The organism is Brevundimonas sp. KH_060, from assembly GCF_057838275.1.
In genome coordinates this window covers 2,141,790-2,167,174 of record NZ_CM174463.1, presented here as the reverse complement: position 1 = coordinate 2,167,174, position 25,385 = coordinate 2,141,790, and the positions used below count along the sequence as shown (strand labels likewise).

Genomic DNA, 25,385 nt, shown 5'->3' with positions numbered 1-25,385 from the left:
CCGGTGGTTCCCGTCGTCGCTACGCAGTTCAGGACGAATTGACCTGCTTGGCGATAGCGACCGTCACAATCGCGGCTATTCTTGAATCGCAATGAGCAATGCCGACGATGCGCGAAGGGCGTGGTTCCGCCGGGAGATTCTCCCGCTGGAGCCTGGCCTGCGTGCGTACGCACGGCGCTTTTCACGCAGCGGCGCCGTCGATGTCGAAGACCTCGTTCACGAGACCTTCGCGCGCCTCATCTCGTATGAGAACTGGGCGACCCTGACCAATGCGCCCGCTTTCGCCAGTCGGGTGCTCAAGAACATCGCTGTCGATCAGCGACGGCGGGAAGGGATCGTGGCGATCGAGAGCGTGGCCGATGTCGAGGCGCTCTCAATCGGCGTCGATCAGCCTGGCCCTGAACTGGACGTCCTGTGGCGCGACGAGTTGCGGTTGCTCGCCGATATCGTCGCCCAGTTGCCCGAACGCCAGCGCCAGGTTTTCACCTTGCGGAAAGTCTACGGACTCTCGCACAAGCAGATAGCGGATCGTCTGGGATTATCCGTCAGTACAGTTGAGAAGCATCTCGCGAAAAGCCTGCGCATCTGCTCTGACGAGCTGGCGCGCCATCCGCGAACAGAAACGGTCAAGACGGGAGCATCATGGCGCGCGCGTCGTCACCTCGACGGGAAGACATAAGGCAGACGGCCGCCGAGTGGGTGATCAGACTCACGGCCAGCGACGCCGCGCCCGAGGATCATGCCGCCTTCGAGGCCTGGCGAGACGCCGATCCCGCGCATGAGGCCGCCTATGAGCGTGAAGCCGCAGCTTGGGTCGAGTTTGATCGACTTCAGGCTCTTTGTGCTGGCAGCGGCCCTCCGGATCCGGACCTGTTGGCTCCCAGACGTTCAGCCCCCAGACGTTCAGCGCCGAGACGCTCCACCACGCGAGCGGCGCCATGGCGAAGGCCGTGGGCCGTTGCAGCAGGATTCGTCCTGATTATCGGTCTGGTCGGGACGCTGGCGGTGTCGACATTAACATCGCCCGCCTACGCCACGGCGCTCGGGGAACGTCGCGTCGTCGTCTTGCCGGACAGAACACGCATGGAGCTCAACACCAACTCGAAGGTCGTCGTGCGCTACCGCCGGGGACAGCGCGAAGTCGAACTGGTTCGTGGAGAGGCGATGTTCGAGGTCGCAGCCGATCGCCGGCCTTTCATCATCGTGACGCCTGACGGACGCCTTGCAGCGCGGGGTGCTGAACTCGCCGTGAGGCTCATGCCGGGAGACGACGCATCGATCATCGTGCATCAAGGCAAGGTCTCCGCGATGAACCCTGCGGGTCGCGAGGTGGCGAGCCTGACGCGCGCTCAGACTGCAGTTCTGAACGATGGACAGGCGCACGTGCGTACGGTTGGCTTGGGCGAGGTGGACCGGCGTCTGGCCTGGCGACAAGGCGCGATCGCGCTTGATGGCCAGTCCCTCGCCGAGGCCAGCGCCGAGTTCAACCGCTACAACGTGCAGAAGATCGTCCTGATGGATGAAGCGACGGCGTCGTTGAAGCTAGGCGGCTATTTCAGAACGTCCGATATCGACGGCTTCGTGCATGCCGTGACCGATGTCTTTCCTGTTGTGGCTGAAACGACGCCGGACGGCGAAATCCGGCTTCGCCAGGCGTCATGACGTTCTGCGCGACCTGTTCGGCGGTCTTCATGCTCGTGGGCGGGCTGCTGGGCGAGGCCGGGTTAACGGCGGCGCAGGACGTTCAGCCCGTCGAGGCTGATGGCCCCTATGTTTCGATCCTACCGGACGGCTGGCGGGCGGATTCGGTGAGGAAGGACGGCGACGTCCGCCGGATCGACGTTGCGGCGGGCGTGGTCACGGTATCCGCCGTAGGCTCTGCACCCGCCTTCGAGGTCGCCTTGCGGCCTCCGCCAGAGGTTGCGGCGTCGATTGAACCGCTGGCGTCCGGAACGCCGCTTCTGGTTCTGGCGGACACCCATGGCGAATACGCCATCCTTGTCGCCTTCCTCAAGGCGCAGGGCGTCATCGACGCGCAGCTTCGCTGGACTTTCGGGAACGGCCATCTTGCAGTCGCCGGGGATATGCTGGATCGCGGCGCGCATCAGATCGAAATCCTGTGGCTGCTGTACAAACTTGAAGCTGAGGCGCGCGCCGCAGGCGGTCGTCTTCATGTGCTGATCGGCAATCACGAGGCGCTCGTGCTGCGTGGCGACCGGCGCTATCTCAATCCGCGCTATCCTGAAGTCGCGAGCCGTCTCGGCGTGACTGACTATGCGCAGTTGCTGGGGCCGGACACGGTGCTCGGCGCCTGGCTGCGGTCCCATCCCGCGATGTTGAAGCTCGGCGATCTCCTGATCGTGCATGGGGGCGTGTCACCCCATCTCACCGAGTCCAGCCTTGACCTCGACGCCGTGAACGCGATCGTCCGGCGTTTCCTGGACGTCCCCTATGCGGTGAAGCCGCCGGACGGATCTCTGGAAGCGCTTGTTCTGGGTGAGAATGGGCCGCTCTGGTACCGCGGCTACTTTCCGATGCGTGAGAGCTCGCCGACCGCGACAGATGCTGCTGTCACGGCGTCTCTCGAACGCTTCGACGTCTCTCGCATCCTGGTCGGCCATACCGTGGTTGAGCGTGTTTCGGCGCTATATGACGGCAAGGTCATCGCTGTGCAGGTTTATCCTCATGAAGACGAAGCTACCGGACAGCCGATCCTCGAAGGCGCGCTGCGTCTGGATGGCGTCTGGTTTCGTGCGACGGCCCAGGGCGAAAGACTACCATTGGACCTCGAAGACTGATCGCCTAGAGAGTCGCCAGGGCGGCGATCCAACTGGTTGCCGCCGTCGCCAAGCATGACCGCATGAGACGCTGCGAACGCTAGGTGGGCGCGTTTGCGTAATTCATCTGGGGTCCGACAGGCTAGTGGGCGTGCGGCCGGCGCTGCCAGTTCATCAGGTGGGCGACGCTCAGCAGAAGGCCGCCGGCGATGGTGATCTGCGTCTCCATCTCGTGCGACGGCCACTCGGCGGCGGCCAGGAACAGCAGGGTGACGCCGAGGGCGCCCAGACCGATCAGTCCCCAGGCCCGGCGGCCGTTCGGCGTCGGACGGGTCAACGTCCAGGCGGCGATAGGCGCGGAGGTCAGGGCGAAAGCCCAGTGCACCCAGGGGGCCTCGGCGAATAGCCCCAGCACCGGCAGCAGTCCTGCGATCAAGGGCAGGGCCAGGCAGTGGACCATGCAGAGGCAGGACAGGCCGATGGCGGCGGCGTCGCCCCAGGTCTGGACACGAGCAGTCATGGCGATTCTTTCAAGACGTCGGTCGCGACGCCCTGGGGACGTCGCGACCGGGGGAAGGGGGAGGAAGGTCAGAAGCGGGCGCGGAAGCCCAGGACGAGGTTACGGCCGCGCAGGGGGGCCAGGTGGCTGATGAAGGAGGCGTGGTTCAGCGCCTTCTCGTCCAGCAGGTTGGTCCCGCGCAGGAAGATCTGGCCGTCAAGGTTGTCGCCCAGGCCCAGACCGCTCAGAGGCACGTCATACGCCAAGGTGGCGTTGATCATGTCGTAGCCGGGCGTCTTGCGCTCGAAGGCGGCGATGCGATCTTGCTCGAAGACGTGGACGTATTCCAGGTTGCCGGACCAGGCGCCCTGATAGAAGTCGCCGCGCGCGCCCAGGCGGCCGGCTGGAATGCGCGGCAGGTCGCCGCCGTCGCCCTTCAGCTCGGCGCGGACGTAGTCGCCGAACACCGTGGCCGACAGGCCGGGCCGGAAGTCGTGAGTGACCTGGCCTTCGATCCCGGTGAAGCTGGCGTCGTCCTGACTGTAGCGGATCAGGCGGAAGTCCTCGAACTGATCCAGGGTCCGCGCATAGACGTAGCCGTCGTAGTCATAGTGATACAGGCTGGCGGCGAAGGTGGTGGCGCCCTCCGTTTTCTTCAGGCCCAGCTCGATCGAGACGGCCGTCTCGACATCCAGATTGGGATCGCCGATCTCATAGGTGTTGGTGGCCAGGTGGACGCCGCGCGCATACAGCTCCTGCGCTGTCGGCGCACGCTGCGACCGGGCCAGGGTCATGCTGGCGACATAGCCCGGCGTGAAGGTCCAACTGGCCGCGCCGGAGATGGAGAAGGGCTTGTGTTCAGCGTCGGGCCGTCCGCGCGCACGGGCGTCCTGCCATTCCTGCCGCAGGGCGCCTTCGAAACGCCAGTCGCCGGCGACATATTCCTCGACCAGGAACAGGGCGTGGTTCTCGGTCCGGCTCTCGGGGATGAAGGACTCGGCGCCGACGGCGGCGAAGTCGCTGCGCGAGGTCTGGGCGCCGATTACGCCGCGCACTCCGCCGATGGCGGCGTGCTGCACCTCGACACGGGCGTCATAGCCTTCGTTGGTGAAGGTGGTGGCGATCTCGCCGTCATCGATCTCGTCGTGGCGATAGTCGGTGAAGCCGCCGCGGAAGCGGATGCGCTCGATCCCGGCGAACGGATCCTCGATCTCGCCGCGCACGTCCACGCGCTTGCTGATCAGGTTGACGATCGGGACATGGTCATGATCGTGGTCGTGATCATGATCGTGGTCATGGTCGTCATCGCCGTGGTCGTGCCCGCCGCAATGCAGACTGGAGCCGTGGGGGTGGCAGGACTCATACTCATGGCTGTGCCCCGGCAGGCCGTATTCGCTGCGCTGTTCGGTATAGGCGGCGCCCAGATAGCCGCGCGAACCGATCCATGACAGACCGAGCGTCGCTGTCGAACTGCGGTTGAACGATCCGTCCAGAGCGGCTTCGTCGAAGTTCGGAACCTCATAGTCGTCGGTGCGGCGGCCGGCGGCCTCGACGCGTATGGCGAACGATCCCGCGCCGGCGGTCAGGCCGACCACGCCCGCCTCTTCATTGTCCGCCGTGCCCAGGCGGAACTCGGCGACGCCCTCGCCGCCGTTCTCAGGAATGCGTGTCGGGATCTTCTTGTCGATCAGGTTGACCGCGCCGCCGATCGCGCCGCCGCCGTAAAGCAGGGCGGACGGCCCGCGCAGGATCTCGACGCCTTCCAGCAGCAGGGGCTCGCCGGACACCGCGTGATCGGGCGACACTTCAGAGGCGTCCATCAGGGCTGAACCGTCGCTGAGGACCTTGACCCTGGGCGCCGTCTGGCCGCGGATCACCGGTCGGCTGGCTCCGCCGCCGAAGGTGTCGGAGTTGACGCCCGGCAGGCCGGTCAGCGTCTCGCCCAGGGTCGATTGCCGCCGCTGGACCAGTTCGTCGCCGCGCAGCACCGCCACATTGGACACCACCTCCTTGCCGGACCGGCCCAGGGCGTCGGCGGTCACCACGACGTCTTCCAGACGTGTCGTCGCCGGACCGGACTGGGGCAGGGCGTCCGCCCAGGCCGCTGTCGAAATTACTGAAAAACTCGCGGCCGCGAGCAGGATCGATCTTGAGTGCATGACGCTCCCCATTCATGAAGAGAGTCGCTATTATGTTATATCATAACATTCATCAAGCGAGCTTGAGCGGAGATCGGAAATGAGGGGCGAGGGCGCGGCGGCAGAGGCCGAGCGGGTGCAGTTCGAGGTCTGGCGAATGATCGGACGCGTTTTCGAGACGTGTCGAGCCAACGGTCTCAGCCAGTCCGATCTGGCGAGAAGGCTTGGCGTCCCACGGGGGCAGGTCTGCCTGTGGCTGAGGGATCGGGAGCGTATGACCCTGAAGGCGGCGGTGCGCCTGGCGGACGCCATGGGCCATGATCTTGACGTGCGGCTGGTTCGTCGAGCGACTCTTCGCGCTGCCCAGGCCGAGGCGCAATGAGCCTGTTCGATCACGTCGAGGCCTTGCAGGGAGACATCCCCTGGGGACGGTTCCTGGACGCCGGAACAGGCGTCAACTCGAGCCTCTGGAGCACGGACCTGACCACGGAGGCCTGGACCGGCGTGACCGCCGCAGCCGGCCATGCAGACCAGGTGCGCGCCTCGGTCGGCGCGCGTTTTCGGACGCAAGACAGGCTGTTGCTCGGCAACTGGACCGACGAGACCTTGTTGGCGGGCGAGGTCCACGACACGGTTCTGGCCGATTATCTGATCGGCGCCGTGGAAGGGTTCGCGCCCTATTTCCAGCAATTGCTGCTGCGCCGATTGAGGCCTCTCACGGGACGACGGCTCTATGTCGTCGGACTTGATCCCTACGTCGTCGGGCCCGCCGATACGGACGAGGCCAGGATGGTGCGGGAGATCGGCAGGCTGCGGGACGCCGTGCTGATGCTGGCGAACGAAACGCCCTATCGGGAGTATCCGGCGGAGTGGATGTTGAACGCGCTCGCCGGCGCCGGATTCAGGGTGCTCTCGGCCCGTCGCTTTCCTAATCGATACAAGGCGAAGTGGGTGAACGGGCAGTTGGATATGACGTTGCGACGGTTGCCTTTTGTGGCTGATCAGTCGCTGGCGTTGCGGCTGCGCGAGACTGTCGAGGAGATGCGGCGACGGGCCCTCGCGCTTTGCGACGAGCGATGCGGCCTCCGGCACGGCGCGGACTATGTCATCGCTTGCGAGCCGATAGATTGACGCGTCCTTGCATCGTTATTTTCATTATTGAGAATCGTTATCAATTAAGTTAGGCGTTTCTCCCCGTCACTGTCGGACCTGCGCCATGTCGTCGCCCATTCCTCTGTCCGAAGATGAGATCGGAGAGACAGACCGGCGTCTGAGGGGCCTAGTCCGCAGCCGGGTTGGCCATCGTGAGGATGGTGAGGATATCGCGCAGGACAGCTGGCTGCGTATGGCGTCAGCCGCGCCGAGCGAAGGGGCGGCTATCGTCAACGTCCGGGCCTATTTGTTCCGCATCGCCTGCAATCTGATTGTGGACCATAGGCGGCGCCATGCAGCGCGGCCGCCGATCGATGGCGATGACGCCCTGCTCTCGGTGGTTGATCCTCGACCCAATCCCGAACGCGTGCTGATCACCCGGATTGAGCTGGCGCGCATGGACCGCATCATCGCCGCCATGCCGGCCCGCCCACGTGAGGTCTTCCGCCTGTCGCGGATCGAAGGTCAGTCCTTCGCCGAGATCGGCCGTCGGTTGGGTGTGTCGCGTCAGACCGTACACGAACACATGGGGCGGGCGCTTCTGGCGCTCCAATTGGCGGCGGATACGGATTTCGACGCAGAGACCTGACAAGGGACGCGGTCTTTCGTCCTACACAGGGAGCGCCTGGATTGGCGCGCGGATCATAAGAGACAGATGTGAGCGCAAGGCGAAGCCAGGCCCAGGCGGCCCCGGTCGTGGAGGCGGCGATCGCCTGGTTCGTGCGTCTGCACGACGACCCGGCCGATTCCAGCCTTCATGCGAGTTTTGAAGCATGGCGCGACGCTGATCCACGCCATGCCCGCGCCTATGAACGTCTGCAACGCCTGTGGGGCGCGTCAGCTCACCTGCCCAGTCTGGCCGACTCCAAGCCGGCGATGGATCGGCGGACGTTGCTGCGTGGCGGGGTCGGCCTCGGCGGGACGGCGGCTGTGGCCCTTGTCTGTGGCCGTCTGGCCCTGGGGCCGCACCCCTTCGCCGACTATGCGACGCGGCCGGGCGAGACGGCGCGCGTCACCCTGGCGGATGGATCGCGTGTCGAGCTTTCGACCGCCACGGCGATCGACGTTGACTTCAGCGCCGGACGACGCCGCCTGCGCCTGCTAGGCGGCGAAGCATGGTTCCAGCCGGCTATGGCGGACATTCGTCCTTTCGTCGTGGAAGCGGCGGGCGGTTGGATCGCGGCGGGCGAGGGGGCTTTCGCCGCAGCGATGGAGGCGGACGGCGCGCGCGTCGCGGTGACGGCGAAGACGGCGCGGGTCGGGTTGGGGCAAGCTGCGGCGACCGTGCAGGAGGGCTATGGTCTTTCCTATGGGCGCGCCGGGCTGCAGCGGCCACGCCTGCTGTCAGAAGAGAGTCTGGCCTGGCGCGACGGGCGTCTGGTCTTCGTCAATGAGCCGTTGCGACGTGTCGCGGCGGCGCTTGATCGGTGGACCGGGGGGCGCACCCTGATCTGGGACGACGCTCTGGCGGCGCGGCCGGTCACCCTGATCACCCAGACAGCCCAGGCCGCGTGGGCCCTGGAGCGACTGGCGCAGGCGGCGCCTATGCGCATTCGACGCGGCGGGACGCTGCTAACGATTGTGACCAGTAATTGAAAATAAATCTCATTTGCACCTGACGCGGGCTGGGCGCCTTCGTCTTCCTCAGCGAGGGCGGGCGCCAAGGGTCTGCCGATTTTATCCCGCGTGAGGGCGTATGAAGACGAGATTGGGCGACGGCCGGGCTTTGATGATGGCCGTCTTGATGGGCACCACCGCACTGGGCGCGATTGGCGTGTCGGGCGCGCCGGCCTGGGCGCAGACGCAGGATACGGCGTTCGACATTCGGCCCCAGCCTCTGGGCGCCGCCCTGGCGGCCTATAGCCGGGCGACAGGCGTGAACCTGGTCTATGGCGCGGCCATGCCTGACGTGCGTTCGCCGGGAGCGGTCGGGCGGATGTCGTCGTCGGAAGGCTTGTCGCGCATCCTGGTCGGCAGCGGTCTGACCTATCGCTTCATGGGAACGGGAACCGCGCGGCTGGAGCCGGCGCCGCAGCGCGCGGGAGGCGAGAGCGTGATCCAGCTCGGCGCCGTGCGGGTGGAGGGGGCGACGACCTCGACCGGCGTTGCTGGAACGGGCGCAGGTCTGAATGACGATGCGATCTACAGCGAACCGGCGCCGGTCGCGCATATCGGCGCGGACCGCATCGAACGCTATCGCGGGTCGAGCCCGGCGGACGTGTTCCGCGGCACGCCTGGCGTCCTGTCGGGCGAGGCCCGCAACGGGGCGGGGGCCATCGACCTGAACATCCGGGGTCTGCAGGGCTTTGGCCGGGTGACGACCAAGATCGACGGCGCCGAGAATGCGGTCACCGTCTATCAGGGTTATCAGGGCGTCTCGAACCGAACCTTCATCGACCCTGACTTCATCGCCGGCGTCGATGTGACCAAGGGCGCTGACGCAGCGGCGTTCGGCAACGCCGGATCGGTCGCTATCCGCACCCTGGACGCGGGCGACATCGTGCGTGAGGGCGAGACCTGGGGCCTACGGGTGCGCGGCGGTCTGCGCGGAAACACCTCGGACCCGACGGCTGGGGACCGCAGCGGCTATGTCTATCGCTCGGTGGTTGGAAAGGCAGACCCGTCCGAGACGGGTATGGACCGTCCGGGCGCGCTGGAGCCGACGAGCGGTTGGGCCAGCGTGGTGGCGGCCTTCTCGGGCGATGCGATCGATCTGCTGGCTGGCTACACCTATCGCGAACAGGGCAATTTCCATGCGGGCGAGCACGGCCCGGTCGCGCGTCCCCTGAACATCGGAGACACCAAGATCTGGAGCGGCGTTCAGCCGAACACCATGATCAACGCTGGTCTCGCCAACTATCGTGCAGGCGAGGAGGTGCTGAACAGTCAGTTGCGGACCGAGTCCTGGCTGGCCAAGGCGACAGCTCGGTTCGGCGACGGTCAGACGGTGCAACTGGGCTATAACGCTTATCGCAGCGAGGCGGGCGATCGCCTGGCCTCGCGCCAGACCAGCCGGGAGGGGCAGGCGCTGCAGCAGGCGGACACCGCCGGCACGCGGCTGGACTCCTACACGGCCCGATATCTGTGGGCGCCGTCCGACAGCGACCTGATCGACTTGAAGGCCAACGCCTACTGGTCCCACCTGGAGCTTCGCAATCCGATCCGCGGCGGGCGGATGGCGACGCCCAAGAGCCTGGGCCTGGCCGAGAACTTCCGGGTCGGTTCCGACAGCGACCTGTGGGGCGTGGATGTCAGCAACCGCTCGCGCTTCTTCCTCGATAGCGGTGATCTGGAGCTGACCTATGGTCTGTCCTATCGCGGCGAAGACACGCGCGGCAGCCGCCACACCGCCGTTCTGGAAGGGTGGAACACGCCCCGCGACGGTTTCCGGCATGAGGTCGCGGGCTTCGCCAAGGGCGCCTATACGCCGCGCGACTGGCTGACGCTCAACGGCGGGCTGCGTTACACTCATTACTGGTCCGAGGACCGCTATGATCCCTATGAGGTGTTTCAGAATACGCCCGAGAAGCAGGATATCCGTACTGACGACGGCGGCTTCAGTCCCTCTCTGGGCCTGATCCTGAGGCCGACGGACGGCGCCCAGATCTACCTCAACTATTCCAGCACTCTGCGCGCTCCGGCCCTGACCGAGACCATTTCGGCCTTCAACAGCTTCGTGGCCAACAGGCAAATTCAGCCCGAACGGTCGAAGAACTGGGAACTGGGCGCCAACCTAGTCCGCAATGATCTTCTGGCTCAGGGCGACCGCGCCCAGTTCAAGCTGGGTTACTTCAACTGGGTCGTGGACGACTATATCGCGCGCAATGTCCGCACCGAGCCGATGATCGCCCTGAACATCGAGAACATCCATCAGGCCCGGTTCGAAGGCTTGGAGTTCAACGGCCGCTATGAGATCGGCGGCCTGACGGCGGACTTCGGCGCCAACTACTATCTCGACATCGCCTATTGCCGCACGGCCGACACCTGCGGTCAGAAGTCGCTTTACGGCGACTACGCCACCAATCACGTCCCGCCGGAGTACACCCTCGAGCTGGGGCTGTCGCAGACGCTGATGCAGGAGCGGCTGACCGTCGGCGGACGGGTGCAGCACACCGGCCCCCGCGCCATCGGCCACGGCGACGTGACGGCCCAGGGAGCCGGCCAGTTCGTCGCCCTGGTGGACTGGAAGCCCTATACGCTGACTGATCTGTTCGCCGACTATCGGGTCACGGACCGGCTGACGGCCAGCCTGCGCGTCGAGAACCTGTTCGATCGCTACTACATGGACCCGCTGGGGCTGGTGACGCAGCCGGGGCCCGGGCGCACGGTTTCGTTCAGCCTGACCCAGCAGTTCGGCGGAGATCGGCCGATCGCCTGGCTGGCGCCCTTCAGCCTGGAGTCCGGCGAGGTCACGCGGGACTGGACCGGCTTCTATGCCGGGGCGCACGGCGGCGGTCAGTATGCGTCCTCGTCAGGAAATGCGACCACGCTGAACGGAGCGGTTAATCCCAATGCGGAGCGCGAGGCGGCGGAATGGAACGCGCCCAGCGGTCTGATGGGGCTGCAGGCGGGCTATAATCGCCAGTTGTCGAACCGGTGGGTGGTCGGCGTCGAGGCTGACTGGAGCCGCACCTATCTGCGTGATCGGGTAAAGACCCTGTCTCTTGACCTGGGCATGGCCGAGAAGGGCTATCTGGAAACCGATCGGGCTTTCGACGTCAGCTGGACGGCGGGCGTGCGCGGCAGATTGGGCTACGCTTTCAGCGACCGCCTCATGGCCTATGGCGCGGGCGGTCTGGCGCTGGCGCACGAGACCCAGTCGCGCGATCAGTACGTCTCCAACTCGGGCCATGTTTCGGCGCCGCTGGGCAGCGAGACCAGCGTCTTCTTCGTCGAGCGCGCCTCGGTGACGCGCAAGGGCGTCTCGGTTGGAGCGGGCGCGGAATACGCCCTTAGCGACCGCTGGTCGCTCCGTGCGGAATACAACTACAGCCGCTTCGGCAAGCAGGACATCGACTTCGCCAGAGCAAGAGCTGGTACCGGCGCGGACTACACCAGCCAGCGTCAGATCGGCGTCGAAATCTATGACCCGTCGAAGGATCCCAGCATGGCCTGGCTGTGCGACATCGACGCCTCGTTCTGCAGGCCGCGCGAACGGCCGGTCTACGAAACGGTCCAGCATGTCGGCACTTCGTCGGTAGAGGAGGGGCGGCGCGCATCCAGCGACCTAGATCTGCACGCCGTCCGTATCGGCCTGAACTTCCGATTCTGAGGCGGAGATGACGATGATCCAAATCGATCCCTCGCGCGCGCGCCGTCTCAAGGCGCACACGGCTTCCGCCCATGATCGGCTGGACCAGTCGGTCATGGCGGCGGCGTCTTTCGAGACCTTGTCCGCCTATGGCCGGTTCGTGGCGGCCCAGGCCCTGTTCCACCACGATATCGGAGCCCTCTATGAGGATGCGGCGCTCCAGGCCCTATTGCCGGGACTGGTCGAGCGACGTCGGCTGATGCTGATCCGCACTGACCTGGCCGACCTGGGTCTTGAAGATCCCGTTGCGTCCGCTGTTGCTGTATTCAGCAAGGACGGAGCGATCGATACGCCGAGCGCCCTGGGGTGGCTCTATGTGGCTGAGGGGTCGAACCTCGGCGCTGCACTGCTGCGCAAGCAAGCGGCGAAGCTCGGGTTGTCCGACGAACGAGGCGCTCGTCACCTGGCTCCGACGGAGGAAGGCCCGGCCGGTCACTGGCGGCGCTTTACCGCGGCTCTGGACGCGGCGGACCTGACCTTGGAGGAGGAGGGTCGCGTGGTTGACGGGGCCGTAGCGGCCTTCACTCGGATGCAGCGGCATGTCGACGACCGTCTTGGTTGAGCCGCAGGCCCGGCGGCCGCGCCGCCAACGCAGCGCCTGGGGGCGCGGGGTGGCGGCGTCGTTGCTCCTGCATGCGGCGCCCCTGGCTATCGCGGGCGGCTTCTGGGCCGCTCATCCCGAGGTGGTTCATATCCCCGATCAAGCCTTCGAGGTCGAACTGGTGCGCATGCAGGCGCCGCCCAGGCCGCCGTCGGAACAGCCGCCTGGTCCGCAACAGACCGAGGCGGCCGCCGCGCCCGCTCAGCCCAAACCGCCGATCCAGCCGCGCCTGCAGGCGGTTGCGCCCGCGAACGTGGAGACCTTGCCGCTGGCGGTGGAGCCTGCGCCGACACCGGCGGTTTCAGCCGCGCCTCCTGCGCCGGCGACGACCGCGCCGCCTGCACGTCCTGCGCCTCCGGCGGCCGTCGCTGCTTCGGCGCAAACGTGGGAAGGAACGCTGCTGGCCCATCTTGAGCGACGCAAGCGCTATCCGGTCGAGGCGCGCGCGCAGCGCCGCGAGGGCGTGGCCCATGTCCGCTTCACCATGACCCGTGAAGGACGAGTCCTGTCGGCGGTGCTGGAGCGTAGTTCCGGTCACCCGGCGCTGGATCGCGAGGCCGTGGCCTTGCTCCGCCGGGCGCAACCCTTGCCCAAGCCGCCGCCGGAAATCCTCGGCGATCCCGTCAGCCTGTCCGTGCCGGTCGAGTTCTTCCTGCGGAGCCGGTGAGGCTTGCTTGTCGTGCGGTAGCAGAGCGGTCGGGTCGACCAATTTCCAGCGACGGCCAGAATCCTCGGGTTAGCGATGCTCTGCTTCTCGGGCGTCGATCATGCCGTCTCGACCGGCGCGCCGAATTGAGTTCTCCCTCAAAACATCACCGTAGCTGTCCTGAGGAGAGGAAAGATTTTGCAATCGGCGCGTAATTTCGAAAATAATTTCGAATTTTAAATAACAACGCCGGTCGAGTGGCGAAATTTTTCGCTTAAAATAAAGTGGCGAAAAGGGGGCGATTTTTGGGGATCAGCCTGCGCTGAGGGGCGCTGGTGGAAGAAACGTCAGCAATAGAGGGGATTTCATGTTTTCTAGTGGTTCTCGGGGCCGTCGCCCCGCGATGTATCGTGTCCTGCTGGCTGGCGGGTGCGCATCAGTAGCCCTGATGAGCGCGGCGAACGTCGCCGTCGCTCAGGAGGCGTCCGAAGATCCGGGCGCCGCCGTCGAAGTCAGTGAAATCGTCGTCACGGGCTCGCGCATCGCCCGCCGCGACTACGTTTCCAATAGCCCGCTTGTCTCCGTGACGACCGAAGCCATCGAGAACACCGGGCAGGTCACGGTCGAAAAGGCCCTGACGCAGATGCCCCAGTTCTCGGGCGCCATGGGGCAGAGCACGGCCGGATCGTCCTCCACTTCGCTAAACGGAGGCCAAGCCTACGCCAGCCTGCGCGGCCTGGGCTCCAAGCGCACCCTGCTGTTGCTGGACGGCAAGCGTCTTCAGCCGTCCAACCCCGACGGCTCGGTTGACCTGAACATCATCCCCGAAGCTCTGATCGGCAATGTCGAGGTCATAACCGGCGGCGCCTCGACCGCCTATGGTTCGGACGCCACTGCGGGCGTGGTCAACTTCATCCTGAAGCGCAACTTCAGCGGCGTGACCATCGCGTCGCAGTACGGCATCAGCGACTACGGCGACGGCGAGACCTTCCGCACGTCGATCACAGCGGGCGACGCCTTCGCCGAGGGGCGCGGCCGGGCGGTGATCTCGCTCGACTACTCCATGCGCGACGTGGCCTATCAGTCCAAGCGCGACTACTATTTCGTGCGCAACCGCCAGTCCAACACGGCCATCATCTCCCAGGGGGCGGCCTGGTTCGGCAGCAACCGACCGACGCTGAGCGCCGTGAACGACGTCTTCGTGGGTCAGTACGGCGTCAATCCCGTGCTGGGAGCGGGTAATTTCTACAACGGCCAGATCGGCTTCAACACCGGCGACCAGACCCTGTTCAACCTGGGCGGCGCCTCGCCCGTGATGAACCTGAAGGATCCCGAAACCGACAACCACTTCCTGAACGCCGCAGGCACCAACATGCTGTGGGGCTGGAACCGTGGGCGTATCCAGAACGAGAACGAACGCTATTCGCTGTTCAGCCGCGTCGATTATCAGGTCACGCCCGAGATCGACTTCTTCCTGCAAGGTTCGCTGACCAGTTATGAATCTGAGGGCACCTTCAACCCGACGCTGGCGGGCCTGGCCTATGCCCTGTCGGCGCCGGTGACCAACCCGTATATCGGGGCCGACTTCGCCCACATCCTGGCCTCCCGGCCGAACCCCACGGCGGATTTCGCCCTGTGGAAGGATCTGGATTTCGCGGGCGAGCGCCTGCAGTCCTACGCCTATAACGTCTATCAGTTCATCGGCGGGCTGTCGGGGCAGGTCGGCTATAAGGACTGGACCTGGGAAGCCTACGCCAGCGCATCCAAGGCCGACTTTGACAACGTCCAGACCGGGGGCGTCAGCCGCTCGGCCATCACGCGCCTGCTCTACAGCCCCACCGGCGGGTCGGAATTCTGCGCCGGCGGCTTCAACCCCTTCGGCAACCATGATCCGTCGGCCGAGTGCGTGGACTATGTGCGACGCAGCACCACCAACACCAATGAGCTGACCCAGCGCATGGCCGAGGCGTCGATGCAGGGCGGGCTGTTCAACCTTCCGGCGGGCGAGGTTCGCTTCGCCGCCGGCCTGGGCTATCGCTACAACCACTTCGACTTCCGTCCCGACGGCGCCCTGGACCAGCCCGACGGCACCAGCGACATCCTGGGCTACAGCGAGCTGCGGGCCTCGTCCGGCGATGTCGATACGACCGAGGTCTTCGCCGAGTTCCTGGTGCCGCTGCTGCGCGACCTGCCGTTCGTCAAGTCGCTGGAGATGGACCTGGGTTACCGCTTTTCCGACTACAGCTCGGTCGGCGGCGTCCATGCCTATAAGGCTGACCTGAACTGGCAGGTGAACGACGTGGTGCGCCTGCGCGGCGGCTACAACCGCGCCGTCCGCGCCCCCAGCGTGGGCGAGCTGTATTCCCCCGTCTCTTCGGCGACGGTCGATATCGGCACCCCCTCCGCCAGCAACACCAACGGCGACCCCTGCGACTACCGCAGTTCGTTCCGCAACGGCCCCGACGCCGAAAAGGTCAAGGCGCTGTGCGTCTCGCTGGGCGTGCCTTCGGCCCTGATCAACGATTTCCAGTTCGGCGCCGCCCAGGTGTTCGCCCTGACCGGCGGCAACCCCGACCTGGAGGAGGAAACGGCCGACACCTATTCGTTCGGCACGGTGCTGCAGTCGACCTTCCAGTCGCCGTGGCTGAGCAACATCAGCGCCTCCATCGACTGGTATCAGATCAAGGTGGCTGACGCGGTCGGCGTCCTGGGCGTCGGCAACGGCATCCGCTATTGCTTCAACGACGGGGGCAATAACCCGACGTTCGATCCGAACAACTACTACTGCACCCTGCAGGATCGCGGGACCAACGACGGCTATATGATCAACCCGCGTCAGCCTCTGCTGAACCTGGGCCAGTTCAATGTCACCGGCGTCGATCTGCAGCTGGACTGGCGCCTGCACCTGGGCGATGTCGGCCTGCCGGACGAGGGGCAGCTCAGCATCAGCTCGGCGATCAGCTATCTGAACAGCTTCGAGATTCAGGCTCTGCCGGGCGCGCCGACGTATGATTACGCCGGCACCTGGGGCACGGCGATCGAGGCCAACGCCGGCCAGGCGCACCCCGAGTGGAAGGCGTCGACCAGCGTCACCTACTCGCGTGAAAGCTGGAACGTCGGCCTGCGCTGGCGCCACATGTCGGAGATGATCAACAGCGCCCGCGTGACCTCGCCGACCAGCACCGCGCGCGGCGTGGACGCCTATGACGTGTTCGATCTGAACGCGCGGGTGACGTTGCCTTACGACACGTCCTTGCGCTTCACCGTGACCAACCTGTTCAATGAAGCGCCGCCGCAGGTGGGGGATGTCCGCGGCACCTACGATGCGCAGAACTACGACACCATCGGCCGCTATTACACGGTCGCGGTCACCAAGACCTTCTAGAGCTCCGCAAGGAGGTCTGAAGTCACAGCGGCGGGGCGACCGTCCCGCCGCACCTGATCCCGGCCTCGCGCCGGTAGTATTTCAAATGGGGCGGCGACCTCTCGCCGCGTGGAGGAGGACAGTGCAGTTGTCATCTAAAAAATCATGGGTCGTCGGCCTTGCGGCCGCTCTTCTCGCTTCAACCCCGGCCATGGCGCAACAGGCCGCCGCCGCTCCGACCGTCTCCTACATTCACGCCGGGCGTCTGCTGGCTGATCCGGCCACTGGCCGCGTGACCCAGAACCAGACCCTGGTGATCGAGAACGGTCGCGTGCGCGAGATCGTCAACGGCTTCGTCGGCCAAGGCGACGTGGTCGATCTGTCGGACAAGTTCGTGCTGCCGGGCCTGATCGACAGCCACGTTCACATCACCAACCAGCAGGGCGAGGGCAACCGCGTCGCTCGCTTCACCAACACCGCCGCCGACTCCGCCGTTCAGGGCGCAGCCTACGCCCTCGTGACGCTGCGCGCCGGCTTCACCACCGTCGCCGATCTGGGCGGCGCCAGCGACGCCGTCGTGGCCCTGCGCAACGGGATCGCGGCGGGCAAGATTCCCGGCCCGCGCCTGCTGGTCTCGGCCGGCACGGTGACGCCGCACGGCGGCCACGGCGACGCCAACGGCGTGAGCAGCGCCCTGGTCCCCGTATTGCGCCAGAACGGCGTCTGCTCGGGCGCCGACGATTGCCGTCGCTCCGTGCGTGAACGCGTGCGCGCGGGCGCCGACATCATCAAGATCACGGCCACGGGCGGCGTGCTGTCGGACACCGGCGCCGGCTTGAACCAGCAGTTCTCCAATGAGGAGCTGCAGGCCATCGTCGAGACCGCGCACTTCATGGGCCGCACGGTGACCGCCCACGCCCACGGTACGGACGGCATCAACAGCTTCCTGCGCGCCGGCGGCGACTCGATCGAACACGGCACCTTCCTGGACGATGAATCCATCCGCATCTTCAAGGCCAACAACGGCTGGCTGGTGCCGACCCTGCTGGCCGGCGATTTCGTCGCCCGCGAGGCCGCGCGTCCGGAAAGCTTCTTCACGCCGAACCAGCGCAAGAAGTCGCTGGAAGCCGGTCCGCAGATGCTGGACATGGCGCGCCGCGCCCATCGCGCCGGCATCCAGATCGCCTTTGGCACCGACTCCGGCGTGTCGCCGCATGGTGAAAACGCCAAGGAGTTCGGCCTGCTGGTCCAGGCGGGGCTGACCCCGCTGGAAGCCGTCCGCGCCGCCACCGTCGGCGCGGCAACCCACTTCCGCCTGCAAAACGAGATCGGTCGCCTGGCGCCCGGCTACGCCGCCGACGTGATCGCCGTCTCGGGCGACCCGTTGAGCGACGTGACGACGCTGGAGAACGTCAAATACGTCATGAAGGGCGGCGTGACCTATCGGAACGACTGAGGTCGGTAGACGACGTCAATCGATGGGGGCGGCGAGAGCCGCCCCCTTTTTTTGCGTTTCTTTCCGGGCGGCTCCTAGTGCAGGGCCTCGCCGTGTTGGCTGAAATCCAGACCCTCGATCTCGGCCTCGGTCTCGACGCGCAGGCCGACGGTGTATTTGCAGATCATCAGCACGACGAAGGTGCCGACGGCGCTCCAGACCATGGCGCCGCCCAGGCCGACAGCCTGTTTCCAGACCGTGGCGCCTTCGGCCAACGGGTTGATGGCGGCGTTGGCGAAAACCCCGGTCAGCAGGGCCCCGGCGATGCCGGCGACGCCATGCACCCCGAAGGCGTCCAGGCTGTCATCGTATTTCAGCTTATGCTTCAGCCAGACTGCGCCGACATAGGCGATCGGGCCCGAGATCAGGCCGATCAGGAAGGCGCCCTTCGGATCGACGAAGCCGGCGGCGGGGGTGATGGCGACTAACCCTGCGACCACGCCGGTCAGCAGGCCCAGCAGGGTCGGCTTCTTCTTCAGCGTCCACTCGACCGCGATCCAGCCGACGGCGGCGGCGGCCGGGGCCAACAGGGTGTTGAAGACGGCGACAGCGGCGATCTCATTGGCGCCCGCCGCCGAGCCGCCGTTGAAGCCCATCCAGCCGACGAACAGCAGACCTGTGCCGATGGCGGTGAAGGCCAGGTTGTGCGGGGCCATGTTGTCCCGGCCCCAGCCGTGACGCGGACCCAGAACGATGGCGCAGACCAGGCCGGCCACGCCCGCATTGACGTGGACCACGGCCCCGCCGGCGAAGTCGAGCACGCCCAGCTCGCCCATCCAGCCGCCGCCCCAGACTTGATGGCAGATCGGCGCATAGACGATCAGGTGCCACAGGGTGAAGAACAGCACGCTGGCCGAGAACTTGATGCGCTCGGCGAAGGCGCCCGCGATCAGGGCCGGGGTGATGATGGCGAAGGTCAGCTGATAGCTGATCCACAGGAACTCGGGCAGGCCGGGGGTCAGGGCATGGGCGGTTTTCACCCCGACGCCATTGAGGAAGAGGGCCTGAAGGCTGCCGATGAAGCCGTTGGCCGGGCCGTCGCTGGTGCCGAACGACAGGGTGTAGCCGGCGACGAACCACAGGACGGTGACGATGGCCATGGCCGCCGTCGAATGGGCGATGGTGGCGATCAGATTCTTCTTGCGCACCATGCCGCCATAGAAGAGCGCCAGACCCGGCAGGGTCATCATGAGCACGAAGGCCGTCGAGGTCAGGATCCAGGCCGCGCCCGGCCCGTCCAGCGCCAGCGGGACCTGATGCGCTAGCAGATCAGGCGGGGCGGCGGCGAAGGCGGGCGCGCAAAGCGCAACGGCGAAAAGGCCGCAACAGAATGCTGCGGCCCTGGTGATCGTCGGTGATGTCATGAAGGTCTCGGGGAGAAGACGCTGCGGAAGGGAAGGCGACGTCAGGCCGGTTGGGCCAGCCTGACGTCGGTGGTTGCGGCCTCGGCGGCGAGGACGGTCTTGGGCGCGATGCGGACGAAGCGCGGCGCGAACGACGGCCAGTCGCTGAGGATGCGGCGGGCCAGGGGCGAGGCGGTGGCGGAGGCGTGGGCCTCGATCAGGGCCTTCAGCCGGGCCTCGGCTTCGGCGTCGAGGACGTCGACTCCGGCCATGTCGCCGTTCAGGGCCTGGGCCGCGCGGCCGTCAGCGTCGAGCACGAACAGCTCGCCGCCGCTCATGCCCGCCGCCAGGTTCCAGCCGACCGGGCCCAGGACGACCACGCGGCCGCCGGTCATGTATTCGCAGCCGTGCGCGCCCAGACCCTCGACCACGGCCTCGGCGCCCGAGTTGCGGACGGCGAAGCGCTCGCCCGCCGCGCCGGCCACGAACAGACGGCCCGAGGTGGCGCCATAGAGGGTGGTGTTGCCGCAGACCTGCTGGTCGGCGCGCCACTCATGGGGGCGGACATGGATGTCGGCGCCGGACAGACCCTTGCCGACGTAGTCGTTGACCTCGCCGGTGACGTCGAGGATCAGGCCCTTGGCCCCGAAGGCGCCGAAGCTCTGACCGGCGATGCCCTCCAGCTTCAGCTTCAGACGACCCTGCGGACCTTGCGGGCCGAACTTGCGAACGATGGCCGACGAGACTCCGGCGCCGGCGGTGCGCTGGGTGTTGTTCAGCGGATAGGACAGCTCCAGCGTCTGGCCGCGCTCCAGGAAGGGGGCGGCGTCCTTCAGTACCTGGGCGTCCAGGCTTTCGGGGACGGGCTTGCGCACCTTGTCGGCCCAGCGGCCGGGACGGTCGACGTCGACCTTCATCAGCAGGGGGTTCAGGTCCAGGTCGTCCAGATGCGAGCCGCCGCGTCGGGTCTGACGCAGCAGGTCGGTGCGGCCGACGATCTCGTCGATCGTGCGGGCGCCGATGGAGGCCAAGATTTCGCGGACCTCCTCGGCGATGAAGGTGAAGAGGTTGACCACCTTCTCCGGCGTGCCGGTGAACTTGGCGCGCAGGCGTTCGTCCTGCGAGCAGACGCCGACCGGGCAGGTGTTGGAATGGCACTGGCGCACCATCAGACAGCCCATGGCGATGAGGCCCGAGGTGCCGATGCCGTACTCCTCGGCCCCCAGCAGGGCGGCCAGGACCACGTCGCGGCCGGTGCGGATGCCGCCGTCGGCGCGCAAGGACACCGAGGAGCGCAGGTGGTTCAGGCTGAGAACCTGATGGGCCTCGGCCAGGCCGATCTCCCACGGCATCCCTGCATGCTTGACCGAGGTCTGGGGCGAGGCGCCCGTGCCGCCGTTGTGGCCGGCGATCAGGATGGCGTCGGCCTTGGCCTTGGCCACGCCGGACGCGATGGCGCCGATGCCGGTGGCCGAGACCAGTTTCACCGTGACCTTGGCGTCGGGATTGATCGCCTTCAGGTCGTAGATCAGCTGGGCCAGATCCTCGATAGAATAGATGTCGTGGTGCGGCGGGGGGCTGATCAGCGTCGTGCCGGGAACGGCGTGGCGCATCCGGCCGATGAACTCGGTGACCTTGAAGCCGGGCAGCTGACCGCCCTCGCCGGGTTTGGCGCCCTGGGCCACCTTGATCTCGATCTCGCGGCACTGGTTCAGGTATTCGGCGGTGACGCCGAAGCGGCCCGAGGCCACCTGCTTGACCGCCGAGTTGGCGTTGTCGCCGTTCGGACGCGGGACGTAGCGCGCCGGGTCCTCGCCGCCCTCGCCGGAGACGGCGCGCGCGCCCATCCGGTTCATGGCGATGTTCAGGGTCTCGTGGGCTTCTGGGCTGAGGGCGCCCAGCGACATAGCCTGGGACAGGAAGCGGCGGCGGATGTCCGAGACGCTCTCGACCTCATGCAGTTGGACCGGGGTCAGGCCGTCCTTGAAGTCCAGCAGGTCGCGCAGGGCCACGTCCGGCTGCTCGCGCACGGCGGCCGAGTACTGCTTGAAGCGCTTGAAGTCGCCGCGGTTCACCGCGTCCTGCAACAGGTGGATGGTCCTGGCGTCGTGGGCGTGGGCCTCGCCGCCCGCACGGATGCGGAAGAAGCCGCCCATGGACGGGGAGGGAACCGCCGCGCCGAAGGCGACGCTGTGACGCTTGAGCGCCGCCTGCTCCAGACCGGCCAGACCGATGCCGGAGATGCGCGAGGGGGCGCCGGGGAAGAACTCGGCGGCCAAGGCCCGCGACAGGCCCAGGACTTCGAACTCGCAGCCGCCGCGATAGGCGGAGATGATGCTGATGCCCTTGCGCGCCAGCACCTTCAGCAGGCCGGCCTCGATGCCGTGCTTGTAGTTGAGGCAGGCGTCGTGAAGCGTCAGGCCCGGATAGGCGCCGCGATCCAGACGTTCCTGGAACAGTTCCTGCGCCAGCCACGGGTTGACGGCGGTGGCGCCGACCCCGACCAGAACGGCGAAGGCGTGCGGGTCCAGGGTCTCGGCGGAGCGCACGACCAGCGAGCAATAGGTCCGCAGACCCGCCGCGATCAGGCGGCCGTGGGTTCCGGCTGTGGCCAGGATCATCGGCGCGGTCAGACGCTCTGCCGAGGCGTGCTCGTCGGTCAGGACGATCAGGGTGGCGCCTTCACGGGCGGCGGTCTCGGCCTCGTCGCGGATGCGGTCCAGGGTCTGACGCAGGCCGGCGCCGGAGCGGTCGCTGTCGGCGGGCAGCGGATAGGTGCAGTCGATCACCGTGGTCGAGCCGTCGGCGATGACGCCCAGCAGGCGCTGGTACATGCCGGTGGTCAGGACCGGGCTGTCCAGCACGAAGACCTCGGTCTGGGCCTCGTCCTGGGCCAAGATGTTGCCCAGGTTCTTGAAGCGGGTCTTCAGGCTCATGGCCCCGGCTTCGCGCAGGGGGTCGATGGGCGGGTTGGTGACCTGCGAGAAGTTCTGGCGGAAGTAGTGGGCCAGGGGGCGGGGCAGGCTGGACAGGACGGCGGGCGGGGCGTCGTCGCCCATGGAGCCGACCGCCTCCTTGCCGTCGCGGACCAGGGCGTCCAGCAGCAGGTCCAGATCCTCGCGGCTGAAACCGGCGGCGATCTGGCGACGGATCAGGGCCTCGCCGGTGGCGGCGCGAGGCTCGGGTCCGGGGCCGATGATGGGCTCCAGATCGACCATGTTGTCCAGCCAGTCCGAATAGGGCTGGGCGGCGGCCAGGGCGTCGACGGCCTCATGCTCGTCGTAGAGGCGGCCGTGCTTCAGATCGACGGCGATCAGCTTGCCGGGGCCGATGTGCAGGCGGCGCTTGATGCGGCCCTCGGGCAGGGGGACCAGACCGGCCTCGGAGCCGGCCAGCAACAGGCCGTCCACGGTCTCGACGGCGCGCAGGGGGCGCAGGCCGTTGCGGTCCTTGCCGGCCACGACCCAGCGGCCGTCGACGGCGCACAGGGCGGCGGGGCCGTCCCACGGCTCCATGACCGCATTGCAGTAGGCGTAGAGGGCGCGGTGCTCGGGCTTCATCACCACGTCGTCTGATGACCAGGCCTCGGGCACCAGCAGGGCCTTGGCCAGGGGCGCGGGACGCCCGGCGCGGACCAGAACCTCGAAGACGTTGTCCAGGGCCGCCGAGTCCGAGCCGCCCGGCTGGACCACCGGCTTGACCTCCTGATCACGGTCGCCGAAGGCCGAGGCCGCCATGCGGATCTCGTGGGCGCGCATCCAGTTCAGGTTGCCCTGAAGCGTGTTGATCTCGCCGTTGTGGGCCAGCATCCGGAAGGGCTGGGCCAGCCTCCACTCGGGGAAGGTGTTGGTCGAGTAGCGCTGGTGGAAGACGGCGTAGCCGGCCTCGACCGTCGGGTCGTTCAGGTCGTGATACAGCTGGCCCAGCAGCTCGGCGCGGACCATGCCCTTGTAGACGATCGAGCGGGCCGACAGGGAGCAGAGGTAGAAGCCGTTCAGGCCCGACGCCTGCACCGCCTTTTCGATGCGGCGGCGACACAGGAAGAGCTCGCGCTCCAGTTCCTCGATCTCCATGCCTTCCGGCGCGGCCAGCATGATCTGCTCGATCTCGGGCCGGGTGGCGTCGGCGCGGACCCCGACCACAGACAGGTCCATCGGCGTCTGGCGCCAGCCGTAGATGTAGAAGCCCGAACGGATGGCCTCGGCCTCGACGATGGCGCGGGCGTGGTCCTGGGCGCCCAGATCGGTGCGCGGCAGGAAGACCTGACCCACGGCGATGGGGCCGGGGCGCAGGGTCTGGCCGACGGCGCGCACCTGGGCCGCGAAGAAGGCCTGGGGCAGTTCGATCATGATGCCGGCGCCGTCCCCGGACAGGCCGTCGGCGTCGACCGCGCCGCGGTGGGCCACGGCCTTCAGCGACTTGATGGCCATCTCGACGATCTCGCGGCGCGGCTTGCCGTCGATGGCGCAGACCAGACCCACGCCGCAGGCGTCGCGTTCCGACGAGGCGTCATAGGCGCCGCCCTCGATCAGGCGGTCGCGGTTTTCTTCATACTGGGCCAGCCAGTTCTGTTGCGATGCGTCGGTCATGCTGCGGCTTCCTCGGTACGCGCGCGCAGGTAACGGTCGATCTCAGCCGCAGCGTCCTGACCGTCGCGCACGGCCCAGACAACCAGAGAGGCGCCGCGCACGGCGTCCCCGGCGGCGAACACGCCGGGCAGGGTGGTGGCGAAACCGCCACGCGCCACCTGCAGGGTGTTCCACTTGGTCAGGCCGAGCCCGGCGTCGAGCTGCTGGGCGAAGGCCTCGGGCTCGAAGCCCAGGGCCTCGATCACCAGGTCGGCGGGCAGGTCGAAGTCCGAGCCGGGCACAGGGGCGATGTCGCGACGGCCGCCAGGAGTGGCTTCGGTTAGGGCCATGCGCTGGGCGCGGACGGCGGTGACAGCCTCGCCCTTGGACATCAGGGCCTTGGGCGCGCCCAGCCATTCGAAGCGGACGCCTTCCTCCTCGGCGTTCTGCACCTCGCGGGCCGAACCCGGCATGTTGTCGCGGTCGCGGCGATAGAGGCAGACGACGCTGTTCGCGCCCTGTCGGACGGCGGTGCGGACGCAGTCCATGGCCGTGTCGCCACCACCGACGACGACCACGTCGCGACCGGCCGCGTGGGGCGCGGAGGCGTCGGCGGCGTCGCCGCAGTCGACGCGGTTCTGGGCGATCAGGAAGTCCAGGGCGGCCACGGTGTCGTTCGGTCCGCGGCCCGGCACGGCGAGGGTGCGGGCCTGATAGACGCCCATGGCCAGCAGGACAGCGTCATGACGCGACCGCAACTCGTCCATCGAGACATCGACGCCGACATTGGTGTTGAGCACGAACTCGACCCCGCCCTCGATCAGACGGTCGATGCGGCGCTGGACGATGCGTTTCTCCAGCTTGAAGCCCGGGATGCCATAGGTCAGCAGGCCGCCGGCGCGGTCGTGGCGGTCGTAGACGACCACAGCGTAGCCTTCGCTGCGCAGGCGGTCGGCGGCGGCCAGACCGGCGGGGCCGGAGCCGACGATGGCGACGCTCTGGCCGCGTTCGGCCAGGGGGCGGATGGGCTCGACCCAGCCATTGTCGAAGGCGGTGTCGGCGATCCAGGCCTCGACCGAGCCGATGGTGACGCCGTCCCAGCCGGACTGTTGCAGGGTGCAGGCGCCTTCGCACAGACGGTCCTGCGGACAGATGCGGCCGCAGATTTCGGGCATGGTCGAGGTGGCCGAGGCGACGCGCCAGGCCTCGCGGACGTCGCCGTCCGCCGACAGGGCCAGCCAGTCAGGGATGTTGTTCTGCAGCGGGCAGGCGTTCTGGCAGAAGGGCACGCCGCAGTCGGTGCAGCGCGACGCCTGGACCGTCCCGCTAGCGGCGGTCGGTTTGAGCGTGATCTCCGTGAAGGCGCGTACGCGCAGCTCAGCGGGCTGTTTCTCCAGCCGACGCTGCTCAATCAGAAAACCACCAGGGTTGGAACGGCCACCTTTTTGCATGTGCACATTAAACGAGGTGGTGGCGTTGTGTGCAAATATT

17 protein-coding genes are annotated in these 25,385 nt (G+C 67.0%); 12 read left to right on the top strand and 5 right to left on the bottom strand.

Annotation, left to right across the window (positions count from 1 at the left end; genetic code table 11):
• Positions 1-91 precede the first annotated feature (91 nt).
• From AC3IPP_RS10640 to AC3IPP_RS10630, 3 genes are read left to right on the top strand one after another with little or no spacing between them, the layout of a single operon-like run.
• Positions 92-679, top strand: coding sequence for an RNA polymerase sigma factor (locus tag AC3IPP_RS10640; RefSeq protein ID WP_489148979.1), 588 nt, complete (start codon positions 92-94; stop codon positions 677-679).
• Positions 643-1,662 (top strand): FecR family protein, encoded by a 1,020-nt coding sequence (locus AC3IPP_RS10635; protein WP_489148978.1) that lies wholly within the window; start codon positions 643-645, stop codon positions 1,660-1,662. Before AC3IPP_RS10640 ends, AC3IPP_RS10635 begins: the two co-directional genes overlap by 37 nt.
• Positions 1,659-2,798, top strand: a complete 1,140-nt coding sequence (locus tag AC3IPP_RS10630; protein WP_489148977.1) for a metallophosphoesterase — start codon at positions 1,659-1,661, stop codon at positions 2,796-2,798. Before AC3IPP_RS10635 ends, AC3IPP_RS10630 begins: the two co-directional genes overlap by 4 nt.
• Before the next feature lie 121 nt (positions 2,799-2,919).
• Here AC3IPP_RS10630 and AC3IPP_RS10625 read toward each other — a convergent pair whose 3' ends face one another.
• Both AC3IPP_RS10625 and AC3IPP_RS10620 read right to left on the bottom strand, forming a co-directional pair.
• A complete protein-coding gene (locus tag AC3IPP_RS10625; RefSeq protein ID WP_489148976.1) occupies positions 2,920-3,297 on the bottom strand; it encodes a MerC domain-containing protein in 378 nt (125 codons plus the stop codon).
• 68 nt (positions 3,298-3,365) lie between these two features.
• Positions 3,366-5,435 (bottom strand): TonB-dependent receptor domain-containing protein, encoded by a 2,070-nt coding sequence (locus AC3IPP_RS10620; protein WP_489148975.1) that lies wholly within the window; start codon positions 5,433-5,435, stop codon positions 3,366-3,368.
• A gap of 79 nt (positions 5,436-5,514) precedes the next feature.
• Here AC3IPP_RS10620 and AC3IPP_RS10615 point away from each other — a divergent pair, with 79 nt between their 5' ends.
• The 9 genes from AC3IPP_RS10615 (at position 5,515) to AC3IPP_RS10575 (ending at position 17,944) form a co-directional block, all read left to right on the top strand.
• On the top strand, positions 5,515-5,796 hold the full coding sequence (locus AC3IPP_RS10615) for a helix-turn-helix domain-containing protein (protein ID WP_489148974.1): 282 nt from the start codon (positions 5,515-5,517) through the stop codon (positions 5,794-5,796).
• Entirely contained in the window at positions 5,793-6,545 is a 753-nt protein-coding gene (locus AC3IPP_RS10610) for a hypothetical protein (protein ID WP_489148973.1), read from the top strand. Before AC3IPP_RS10615 ends, AC3IPP_RS10610 begins: the two co-directional genes overlap by 4 nt.
• Positions 6,546-6,630: 85 nt before the next feature.
• Entirely contained in the window at positions 6,631-7,155 is a 525-nt protein-coding gene (locus AC3IPP_RS10605; protein WP_087140007.1) for an RNA polymerase sigma factor, read from the top strand.
• A 68-nt stretch (positions 7,156-7,223) separates the two neighbouring features.
• Positions 7,224-8,162: a FecR family protein gene (locus tag AC3IPP_RS10600; protein WP_489148972.1), complete on the top strand. Its 939-nt coding sequence runs from the start codon at positions 7,224-7,226 to the stop codon at positions 8,160-8,162.
• A 100-nt stretch (positions 8,163-8,262) separates the two neighbouring features.
• Positions 8,263-11,838, top strand: a complete 3,576-nt coding sequence (locus AC3IPP_RS10595) for a TonB-dependent receptor domain-containing protein (protein ID WP_489148971.1) — start codon at positions 8,263-8,265, stop codon at positions 11,836-11,838.
• Between the two features lie 13 nt (positions 11,839-11,851).
• Positions 11,852-12,439: a biliverdin-producing heme oxygenase gene (locus tag AC3IPP_RS10590; RefSeq protein ID WP_489148970.1), complete on the top strand. Its 588-nt coding sequence runs from the start codon at positions 11,852-11,854 to the stop codon at positions 12,437-12,439.
• Entirely contained in the window at positions 12,417-13,145 is a 729-nt protein-coding gene (locus AC3IPP_RS10585; protein WP_489148969.1) for an energy transducer TonB family protein, read from the top strand. Before AC3IPP_RS10590 ends, AC3IPP_RS10585 begins: the two co-directional genes overlap by 23 nt.
• A 427-nt stretch (positions 13,146-13,572) precedes the next feature.
• Positions 13,573-16,509 carry a TonB-dependent receptor domain-containing protein gene (locus AC3IPP_RS10580; RefSeq protein WP_489148968.1) on the top strand — a complete coding sequence of 979 codons (2,937 nt, stop codon included), beginning with the start codon at positions 13,573-13,575 and terminating at the stop codon, positions 16,507-16,509.
• Positions 16,510-16,699: 190 nt separating this feature from the next.
• A complete protein-coding gene (locus AC3IPP_RS10575) occupies positions 16,700-17,944 on the top strand; it encodes a metal-dependent hydrolase family protein (protein WP_087139996.1) in 1,245 nt (414 codons plus the stop codon).
• Between the two features lie 74 nt (positions 17,945-18,018).
• Here the strand turns inward: AC3IPP_RS10575 and AC3IPP_RS10570 are convergent, their stop codons facing one another.
• From AC3IPP_RS10570 to AC3IPP_RS10560, 3 genes are read right to left on the bottom strand one after another with little or no spacing between them, the layout of a single operon-like run.
• Positions 18,019-19,347, bottom strand: coding sequence for an ammonium transporter (locus AC3IPP_RS10570; RefSeq protein ID WP_489148967.1), 1,329 nt, complete (start codon positions 19,345-19,347; stop codon positions 18,019-18,021).
• Between the two features lie 41 nt (positions 19,348-19,388).
• Complete coding sequence (gltB, locus tag AC3IPP_RS10565; RefSeq protein ID WP_489148966.1) at positions 19,389-23,915, bottom strand: glutamate synthase large subunit; 4,527 nt, start codon at positions 23,913-23,915, stop codon at positions 19,389-19,391.
• Positions 23,912-25,345 (bottom strand): NAD(P)-dependent oxidoreductase, encoded by a 1,434-nt coding sequence (locus AC3IPP_RS10560; protein WP_489148965.1) that lies wholly within the window; start codon positions 25,343-25,345, stop codon positions 23,912-23,914. The genes gltB and AC3IPP_RS10560 overlap by 4 nt, the downstream gene beginning before the upstream one ends.
• Between the last annotated feature and the right edge of the window lie 40 nt (positions 25,346-25,385).